Annotated in this window: 8 protein-coding genes; all 8 read right to left on the bottom strand. The window is 65.4% G+C overall.

Annotated features, from left to right (window positions below; genetic code table 11):
- Window positions 1-1,125 (bottom strand): type VI secretion system Vgr family protein (locus DBR34_RS23910; protein WP_258224105.1); only part of this gene is annotated, 1,125 nt, incomplete at its 3' end.
- Window positions 1,126-1,343: 218 nt separating this feature from the next.
- Window positions 1,344-1,697 carry a hypothetical protein gene (locus tag DBR34_RS18220; RefSeq protein ID WP_038688001.1) on the bottom strand — a complete coding sequence of 118 codons (354 nt, stop codon included), beginning with the start codon at window positions 1,695-1,697 and terminating at the stop codon, window positions 1,344-1,346.
- Between the two features lie 26 nt (window positions 1,698-1,723).
- Window positions 1,724-4,474, bottom strand: a complete 2,751-nt coding sequence (gene tssH, locus DBR34_RS18225) for a type VI secretion system ATPase TssH (RefSeq protein WP_128097829.1) — start codon at window positions 4,472-4,474, stop codon at window positions 1,724-1,726.
- 71 nt (window positions 4,475-4,545) lie between these two features.
- Window positions 4,546-5,637: a type VI secretion system baseplate subunit TssG gene (tssG, locus tag DBR34_RS18230; protein WP_128097830.1), complete on the bottom strand. Its 1,092-nt coding sequence runs from the start codon at window positions 5,635-5,637 to the stop codon at window positions 4,546-4,548.
- Window positions 5,601-7,436, bottom strand: a complete 1,836-nt coding sequence (gene tssF / locus DBR34_RS18235) for a type VI secretion system baseplate subunit TssF (RefSeq protein WP_128097831.1) — start codon at window positions 7,434-7,436, stop codon at window positions 5,601-5,603. Before tssF ends, tssG begins: the two co-directional genes overlap by 37 nt.
- A 1-nt stretch (window position 7,437) precedes the next feature.
- The gene (gene tssE, locus DBR34_RS18240; protein WP_128097832.1) at window positions 7,438-7,929 is read right to left on the bottom strand and encodes a type VI secretion system baseplate subunit TssE; all 492 of its coding nucleotides are present in this window, start codon (window positions 7,927-7,929) and stop codon (window positions 7,438-7,440) included.
- Window positions 7,930-8,068: 139 nt separating this feature from the next.
- Window positions 8,069-8,566 carry a type VI secretion system tube protein Hcp gene (locus DBR34_RS18245; protein ID WP_038687991.1) on the bottom strand — a complete coding sequence of 166 codons (498 nt, stop codon included), beginning with the start codon at window positions 8,564-8,566 and terminating at the stop codon, window positions 8,069-8,071.
- 140 nt (window positions 8,567-8,706) lie between these two features.
- Window positions 8,707-9,303 (bottom strand): type VI secretion system contractile sheath large subunit (tssC, locus tag DBR34_RS18250; RefSeq protein WP_128097833.1); only part of this gene is annotated, 597 nt, incomplete at its 5' end.

Consider the following 9,303-nt stretch of genomic DNA (forward strand, 5'->3'; position numbering starts at 1 on the left):
CAACGCGCCAGGCAGGCTGAGCGGCGCCTGCGCGGCCGGCCCAAGCTGCTGCTCCAGTGCGTCGAACACATCGGCCTCGAAGTTGTTGCGCGCTTGATGCTGCACCGACAGGCACAGGAACGCAGTGCCCGCGTCCACACCCGGGTGCTGCACCAGCTGGAACTGTGCGCCTGGCGTCAACTGCCGCCATTTTCCCTGCCCGTCGATCGTATGCGCCCGAACACGCAGTGCGTCCAGATGCTGTTGGGCGCGGCGCTGGCCACGCGCGTTGTCCTGCCAGCCGTACGGGCCGCAGGTGTCGGCATCTTCGCCGGTCGCCTCGTGCGCGGTCTGTGCTTCTGCGCTGGCCTGGCGCAGCTCCAGCGTGCGGTGATCCCAGGTATGCCGGGAGACCTTGGTGGTGCACCAGCGGCGCGCGGTCGACCACTGCTGCACGCTGTCATCGCGCTCGGTCACATCGCCACGGTGGAAGCGCACGGTGCCCAGGTCCTTGGCCCCGTGGTGGTTGTCGGCCAGCACCAGGGTATGGGCGCCAAACGACTCGCTGCCCGGGTCGCCTGCGTGCTCGAACCAGTAATAGATGCCCTCTTCGGCCAGCAGGCGCTGCACGAAGGCCAGGTCGGTTTCCTGGTACTGCGTGGTCAGGCTGCGCCTGGCGTAGAGGCTGCGGTCGGTGAGGTCCCAGCGCCAGGCCGGTACCAGGCCGCTGTAGTCGGCAAACACGTTCTCGACGATGTCGACCACGCTGGCGTCATGGAATACGTAGCTGTCCACGCGCTGCCCCAGGAACGCCAGCCACGGCTGCAGGCGCAGGCGATACCGCGCCAGACCGCCATTGCTGCCGATGCGTTCGGCGGCGGTGATCCGGCCGTGGAACGGGCGTGCGCTGCCGACCGCCTGCATCTGCAGCACGGCCGGTTGGCCCAGCAGGCCGTCCAGCGACAGGTTGGCATCGGCCGACAACGCGATCACATCGAACACGAAGCCAATGCCGTCGATCTGCTCGACGCCATTGAGTGACTCGGCCACCAGCACGTCGCTCCCCAGCGAGGTGCGCAGCTGCAGCAGGCGCTGTGCCTGCCCCGGTGCCGCAAGCGCGGCGAGTATCTTGGTTACGGAATCCATGACGCTTCCCCGCATTCTTAGCCCAGTGAATTCGACTGGGACGATCCATCGTCAGCATAAATCAGCGCAAGCACCACGCGGTTCGCCCGAGCTGGAACCCGGGCGGGCATCGCGCCACATGCGTCACATTTTGCGAGCCAAATCACACTTTAAAGGCGGTGTGTCACCCCTAAGCGCCTGCCACACTCCTGTGCGGCAGACGCTCCGGGCGGCCTCTATCAGGCCGACTGCGTAATACGTTCCAGCTGCAGCTTGGCACCTTCGTTCAGCAGCAGGCGGTAGTCGCGGCCGCCAGCGGTGACCGAGACTTCACGGGCATTGCTGACCAGCTGGTTGGCCTTGCCCTGCGCGGGTGCGTGGGTCTGGATGCGCCAGGCGCCACGGCTGATCTGTGCAGCCAGGTTGCGGGCATCCTGGCGGGCATCGGCGGCGGCACCGTGCAGCAGCTCGACGATGTGCTCCGGGCGCAGGCGGTTCCAGGCGCGCACGTTGTTGGTGTCGCGGGCCAGGCCCAGTTCGAGGCTGCCACAGTTGGCAATGGCCTTGGCGCGGTTGAATCCGTAGAAATCCATATTCGTATCTCCTTTCCAGTCGACAATCAGGACAGCTTGTATTTGAAGGCGCCGTTCTTCCCTGCGGTCACCTTGATGGTGTTGATCCGGTTCCCCTCGGCCATGGCCGCCAGGACGCTTTCCGCGACCTCCGGCAGCAGCGTACCGTTGAGGATGTGATCAACATTGCGTGCACCGGAATCCACCTCGGTGCAACGCGACAGCACGGCCTCGACCAGGCTGTCGTCCCACAAGAACGTGGCCTTGTGGTTGCCCGCCACACGGTCGCGGATGCGGCCGAGCTTGAGCGCGATGATCTGGGCCAGCACGTCGTCGTTGATCGGGAAGTACGGCACGACTTTCATGCGGCCCAGGAAGGCGGGCTTGAAACTCTTCATCAACACCGGGCGCAGGGCTTCACCCAGTGCCTCGGCGGTGGGGATTTCCTCGGCCGGCTTGTTCAGGCAGGCCTGCATGATCTGCGACGAGCCGATGTTGGAGGTCAGGATGATCAGCGTGTTGCGGAAGTCGATCTCGCGGCCTTCGGCATCGTCCATCTGGCCCTTGTCGAACACCTGGAAGAACATCTCCAGCACGTCCGGATGCGCCTTTTCCACCTCATCCAGCAGGACCACGCTGTAGGGGTTGCGGCGGACCGCTTCGGTGAGCACGCCACCTTCGCCGTAGCCCACGTAGCCCGGGGGCGAGCCCTTGAGGCCGGAAACGCTGTGCGCTTCCTGGTACTCGCTCATGTTGATGGTGATCAGCTTGCGCTCGCCGCCGTACAGGATGTCGGCCAGCGCCAGTGCGGTTTCGGTCTTGCCCACGCCGGACGGGCCGACGAACATGAACACACCGCGCGGCTTGTTCGGGTCTTCCAGCTTCGCCGTGGCGGTGCGCACGCGCTGGGCGATCGCCTCCAGCGCATGGTCCTGGCCGATCACGCGGTCGACCAGCAGGGTGCCCAGCGTGCGCACCGTGCGGATCTCGTCCTTGACCATCCGGCCCAACGGCACGCCGGTCCAGGCGGAGACGATCTCGGCCACCACGCCGCCATCGACCTGCAACGGCACCATCGGGGTATCGCCCTGCAGCTGGCGCAGTTCGGCCAGCAGGCGGTCGAGTTCGGCCTGCTGCGGCGACACCGCGGCTGCGGCGCCCTTCTTGCCACGCGCTGCGGGCTTCTCGCCGGCGACGGCGTCAGCCGGGGCTGCGTCACTGGCAGCCGCTTCGGCACCGCCGTTCTCCATCTGCTGGCGCAGCTGGCGGATCTGGTCGGCCAGGGCCCGCTCCAGCGACAGGCGCTCTTCATTGGTGGCCAGCACGGCCCGGGCATCGGCCTGCAGCTGCTGCAGTTCACCCAGACGCTCGGCATGATGGTTGGCGCCACCGGCGGTTTCGCGCTGCAGCGCGGCCAGCTCGGCCTCCAGGCGATCCAAGTGCTTGCGGGTGTCTTCGATGATCGCGGGCGTGGCGCTCTGGCCGAGCGCCACCTTCGCGCAGGCGGTGTCGAGCACGCTGACCGCCTTGTCGGGCAGCTGGCGGCCGCTGATGTAACGGTGCGACAGGCGCACGGCCTCGGTAACGGCTTCGTCCATCACGCGGATGTTGAAGTGCGCTTCCATCAGGCCAACCATGCCACGCAGCATCGCCGCGGCCAGGGCTTCGGTGGGTTCTTCCACCTTGACCACCTGGAAGCGACGCGCCAACGCGGCGTCCTTCTCGAAGTACTTCTTGTACTCGCTCCAGGTGGTGGCCGCGATGGTGCGCAGCTCGCCACGGGCCAGCGCCGGCTTGAGCAGGTTGGCCGCGTCGTTCTGGCCCGCGGTGCCACCGGCACCGATCATGGTGTGGGCTTCGTCGATGAACAGGATGATCGGGTGCGGGCTCTTCTTGACCTCGTCGATCACGTTCTTCAGGCGGTTCTCGAACTCGCCCTTGACGCTGGCACCGGCCTGCAGCAGGCCCATGTCCAGGGTATGCAGTTCCACGCCCAGCAGCACGTCGGGCACGTCCTTGTCGGCGATGCGGCGGGCCAGCCCTTCCACCACGGCGGTCTTGCCGACGCCGGCCTCACCGGTGAGGATCGGGTTGTTCTGACGGCGACGCATCAGGATGTCGATCACCTGGCGGATCTCGCCGTCACGGCCGATCACCGGGTCGATGCGACCTTCGCGGGCGCGCTCGGTCAGGTTGGTGGTGAACTGGTCCAGCGCGGGCGTCTTCGACAGCCCACCCTTGCCGCCGTCCACGGCGGCGGCGGTCTCGCCACCGAGGTCGCCCTCGCCTGCGCCGGCATCGGCGTTGCGCACGGTCTGGGTGGCTTCCTGCGAGCCCTCGGTGAGCTTGGCGAAGTCGTGCTTGAGCTCGTCCAGTTTGAAGCGCACGAACAGCTTGGAGCCGCGGTAGGCCAGCTGCGACAGCTCCGGCTCGGTCATCAGCGCCAGCAGCAGGTGGCCGCTGCGGATGCGGCTGGTTTCCGAATCCAGCGAGGCGATCAGCCAGGCGTGTTCGAACAGCTTGGGAATGTGCTGCGAGAACACCGGGGTGCGGCCGTTGCCGGTCTTGAACTGGCTGATCTCGTCGGACAGGTCGCGTTCCAGCGCATCGGGCGAGATGCCGCAGCGGCGGGCAATCAACACGAAATCGCTGTGCGGTTGCTCCAGCAGCGCCAGGAACAGGTGTTCCAGATCAACCTCGTAGTTGCCGCGCGACATGCACAGGTTGGCGGCACGCTCGGCGGCCAGACGGCAGGTATCGTCCAGCTTGCTGATCAGGGTCTTGAGATTGATGCTCATGCGGGAAAACGCGCTCCTTGCTGAAACCTGTTGATGAAGGGCAGCGGCCGGTCAGCCCTGCCCCGACCTGTTCATTGCAGTGTATGGATGCCGTAGGTGGTGTCCGAACGCGGGCCATCGGCGGCACGCGAGCACATGTAACTGTCCCAGCCCAGCCGCGCGCCGACGCCGGCACCCAGCCCGGCACCGCGCACGTCTTCCTGGCGCAGCACCAACCGCACTTCGTATTCCAGCGTGCCACCGGTCAGCAGCGACAGCCACTTGGCCAGCGCCTGCTCGGCACTGCCGCCGGGCAGGAAATCATCGAACTGCTCCCGTCGCAACGGGCCGATGCTCAGGCGCATGCGCAGGTCGCGCTGCCAGACCCGATCGCCGGCCAGCGCGCTGGCGCCGAGCGTGGCGTTGGCCTGGCCCAGGCGGGTGGATTGCCCGGCCGGCACCCGGTACCAGGCGCCCACGAACTGCTCCAGCGCCAACGGCACCTGGAAGTAGTCGGCCAGCACCCGCTGCATCAGCGCCGCCGACACCGGGCGTTGCCGCACCGCGCCGGCGTAGTAGGCAAAGGCCTGGTCGAACACGTCGCCGTGCCCGTCCACCAGCCGGTCGCGCAGTTCGTTCATGCCCATGCCGAACAGCGACATGATCAACGGCAGGAAGCGCTCGCGACGGTCGATTTCGTACTGCAGGGCCAGGCGGTGCTTCTTCCACGCCGCGTAATGCAGCGACACCGCACGCGTGGAGAAGATATCCAGGAACGCGCGTGCCGTGCGGTCGCGGTCGTACAGCTCACGGATCTGCAGGGTTTCGGTGTAATGCAGCGGCAACGCACCGGTGGTGCCCAGCAACCCCATGAAATACGGGGTCAGGTGCACCTCGGCCAGGGTTTCGTGCTCCAGCGCGTGGTCGATCGCCGCGGCGTCTTCCAGCTTGTCGCCCTTGAGCGAGTACGCCACGCATTCCGAGCTCAACTCGGTAGCCGGGAAGCCAAGCGACAACGGGTTGCGGAACCGTACCCGCATGGGCACGGCCTGACCTGCCTTCACGCCCTGGCGCTGGAACACCTGCTCCAACAACCGCGCCGCCTGGAAGAACTCGAAGCGGTGCGGTTCGGCGAGCAGTTGCTGGGCTACGCCAGGATCGATTCGCCGCTTCGCGCCGGGCATCGGACGATCTCCTCACCGCTGTCGCTGGAGACCAGCACCAGCCGGGTGAAACTGTTGGCATGCACGTACAGTGCAAAGAAGTGATCCATCACCTGGGCGAACGCGGCAATGCCGGCGCCCACGAAATGATTCTCGTTGATGGTCAGGCGGATCTCCAGCCCGCGTACGACCGAAGCAAACTGCTTGCCGGACATCCAGCTGGTGACCGGGTGCTGCTCCAATGCCAGGATGCCGTCGATCTGCCGGGCCGACACGTTGTTGCCGGACAGGTCGTACAGCCGCAGCATCTCCTTCAGCGCGGTCAGCCCGCTGCCGGTCAGCGACAGCTGGTTCAACGACAGGTGCGAAATCAGCCGCCACTGGGCGTTCTTGCCCTGGCGGAAGCGCAACGGCCGGGTCGGCTTGCGCAGCAGGCTGATCGCCCGCGCGGGCGTGCCGCCTTCCAGGGTGAGATCGCCGCCGGCCACGCCATGGGCCAAGTGGCTGGGCAGGTCGCGGTTGCTGCAGGTCAGCTCCAGGCTGACCGTGTCGGTCTGCGGCAGGGTCGGGTTGAAGGCCAGGTCGACGAAGCTGATCTCCGTTTCAAAGCCCGGGCTCTGCCGCGCGATGTCCTCGTCGCGGCGCGACACCCAGTACTGCCCGGTGCGATCCGGATCTTCGCCGTGATGCAGGGAGTAGAACGGGCGGAATGCCTGGATTACTTCGCCTTGCGGCGTCTGCCGGATGCGGTGCACCGAGTCGATCGAGTGCACCTCATAGGCAAACGCACGCCGCGCATCGGCCAGCACCGCGTAGCTGACCGTGCGATGGGTCACGCGGATCGGCTCGCCGGGCTGGGTGAACAGGTTGACGATCGGAGTGCAGCCCAGGCGCACGTTGCTGGCGCTCAGGTCTTCCAGGACCAGCTGGTTGCCACGCTCTGGGGCGCTGGCCTGCAGGATCAGGTGCAGGGTGAAGCTGCGGCTGGCGCCGGCGGTAACCGGCTTGAGCAGCAGGTCGACGAAGCCGAACTTTTCCGGGTAGGCAAACAGCTCGGTCAGCAGGCGATAGGCCGGGTGAGAGCGCGCGGGGAAGTCGACCAGCGATTCGTCCTCGCTGAAGCCGACCTGGCGCAGCGGCACCTCGTCCAGGCGGCGCCAGCGGCCGCTGTTGTCGGCCTCCACGTAGGCCACTTTGACCCCGAGCGCCAGCGCATCGCGCAGCGACGCACGCAGCGACGGCTCACCGTCCAGGAACAGGCGCAGGGCGTCGGTGCCCAGCGTGTCGAAGCTGGCCTGGTCGGACATCAGGCGGAAACTGAGCGACACCTGCGCGCCGCTGCCGGCCGGCAGGCTGGTGGCCATCGGTGCTTCGGCCACGCCGCGGTACACGGCGGACTGCACCGCGATCGGCGCAAGGACCACGTCGAAGGCGGTGCGGAAGCGGCATGACACACCGCGCACCGGGCGCGACTGCAGTGCCGTGCCGCGCGCCACGGTGATCGGCGCGCTCAACTTGGACGACACTCCGTCCATGTCGAAATGGGCGATCGAGCACGACGGGAACGGCCGCAGGTAGTGCGGATACAGCACGTCCAGCAGGGCGTCGGTGAATTCGGGGTAATCGTCTTCGATGCGCTTGGAGACGCGTGCACTGAGCAGCGCGAAGGCTTCGATCAGGCGCTCGACATGCGGGTCCTGGCTGCCTTCGGCATTGAGCTGGAGGCGACCGGCAATCTTGGGGTAGCGATCGGCGAACTCGCGGCCGTAGCGGCGCAGGTAAGCCAGTTCGCGTTCGTAATAGGGCAGCAGATCCTGCATGTCAGCTGGTCGCCTGCTGGCGACGGGTACGGCTGACCTGGTACTGCAGGGTCGACGGCTGCAACATCGCATCGAAGCTGACCGGCTCGCGGGCCGGCTCGAGGTCGAGCAATGCGTTGATGGTGAAGTGCAGGCCGCCACCGAACTGCGAGCCAACCTCCAGGCTGACCCCCACGTTCTTCAAACGGCGCTCATGCCGGGCCACGGCCTGCTCCAGCGAGCGGCAGATGGCGGCACGGTCATAGGCGTTGGCCAGGCTCATCGCGGAAAAATCCGCCAGCCCGTAGGTGAGCAGCGATTGCTTGCAGTTCGGGAATTCGGCCATGTCTTCTTCCTGGAACGCTGCACGGGAATTGAGCAGGCCTTCCAGGTCGCGGGCGATCGATTCCTTGTACTGGTCCAGCGATATGGACTTGAACACATGCCCTCCCCCATTGGACTTGGGGGCATCGTCGAACAGTTTCTCGAGCAAGCTGGGTTCGAGTCCCTTCATTGGTCATTCCGGTCTGTCTGCGTCCCTGCATCATGCAGAGGGGCAACACGCGCTGCGGCCGTTCCTGGCCACTCCCGATGTACTGCCTGGTGATTTCAGACTGCGATGGCGCGCAAGGCGCCATCGCAGCGACACTACATCAAACGGCGTAGTTCGGAATGTTCTTGGTTGCACTCCACTGCGCCACGGCCTTGCCACCAACGCCGCCTTCCGGCTTCTGCTGCTGGTAGGTCCACTTGATCGCACCAAAGCTCAACTGAATCACTTCCTGCGGCATCCCCTCGGAATCAACCGTGGTGGTGACGCGGTGAACCAGGACGTTCAGCAGCTCGACCGTGTAGTAATTGATCGCGTTGCCGTCCTTGTCAGCGCGCATGAATTCAATGCGAGCCTTCGGGAAGGTGGTGCCATTGCTGGCCGCCTGGTTCAGGGCAGTGGTGGCGAGATCGATCGTCTTGGTGATTTCGATCGGCGACAGATTCACACGAGCTGCGGTGGTGCCACCCGAGGTCGACGCGGTGGCCGAACGCGGCTGCAGCAGATCCTGCGAGAAGGACTGGATTTCAATCCAATCCTTGTGCTTGTCGTCGTGGGACTCGCCCTTGATGGTGTCGATAGAGAGGAAAGCGTGCTGCATATCTGGTCTCCTAAGTTCCGGTCTTCCGTGAGATTGGGTGCCGGGATCGCTCCCGGCGGTTCAGGGGGGTTTAACCCTCTTGGAAAAACGTCGCTGCAATCAGGGCATCCGCCCCTTGGCGCTACAGCAACATCAATGCGTTACGACTTTTTTGCAGTTGCCGGCAATTCGGCAACCAATCGCAACGAAACAGACAGCTCATCGAGCTGGAAATGCGGCCTGATGAAGGCCACAGCGCGGTAGACACCGGGTTTCCCCGGTACTTCCGAAACGTTCACAGCGGCTTCGCGCAGCGGGTACTGGGCCTTGGCTTCCTGCGAGGCGTTGTCATCCAGCAGTACGTACTGCGAGATCCAACGATTCAGGAACTCCTCGACGTTGCCCGCCGAAGCGAAGCTGCCAATCTTCTCGCGCATCATCGCCTTCAGGTAATGGGCGATACGCGAGACGGCGAACATGTACTGCAACTGGGCAGACAGGATCGCATTGGCATTGGCCGAATCAGTGTTGTACTTCTTCGGCTTCTGTGCCGACTGGGCGCCGAAGAACGCGGCGTAGTCGGTATTCTTGCAGTGGACCAGCGGAATGAAGCCGAGGTCACTGAGTTCTTTTTCGCGGCGGTCGGTGATCGCCACTTCGGTCGGGCACTTCAGTGCCACTTCACCGTCATCGGTGCGGAAGGTATGGGTGGGCAGGTCTTCGACCAGGCCACCGCCTTCGACGCCGCGGATGGCTGC

The sequence above is a fragment of the Stenotrophomonas sp. HMWF003 genome (assembly GCF_003061285.1).
GTDB classification, from domain to species: Bacteria; Pseudomonadota; Gammaproteobacteria; order Xanthomonadales; family Xanthomonadaceae; genus Stenotrophomonas; species Stenotrophomonas maltophilia_AP.

Coding starts and splice junctions, on each gene's coding strand:
- tssG (WP_128097830.1), bottom strand. CDS start 5,637: ATGCCCGGCGCGAAGCGGCGAATCGATCCTGGCGTAGCCCAGCAACTG.
- tssF (WP_128097831.1), bottom strand. CDS start 7,436: ATGCAGGATCTGCTGCCCTATTACGAACGCGAACTGGCTTACCTGCGC.
- tssH (WP_128097829.1), bottom strand. CDS start 4,474: ATGAGCATCAATCTCAAGACCCTGATCAGCAAGCTGGACGATACCTGC.
- DBR34_RS18220 (WP_038688001.1), bottom strand. CDS start 1,697: ATGGATTTCTACGGATTCAACCGCGCCAAGGCCATTGCCAACTGTGGC.
- tssE (WP_128097832.1), bottom strand. CDS start 7,929: ATGAAGGGACTCGAACCCAGCTTGCTCGAGAAACTGTTCGACGATGCC.
- DBR34_RS18245 (WP_038687991.1), bottom strand. CDS start 8,566: ATGCAGCACGCTTTCCTCTCTATCGACACCATCAAGGGCGAGTCCCAC.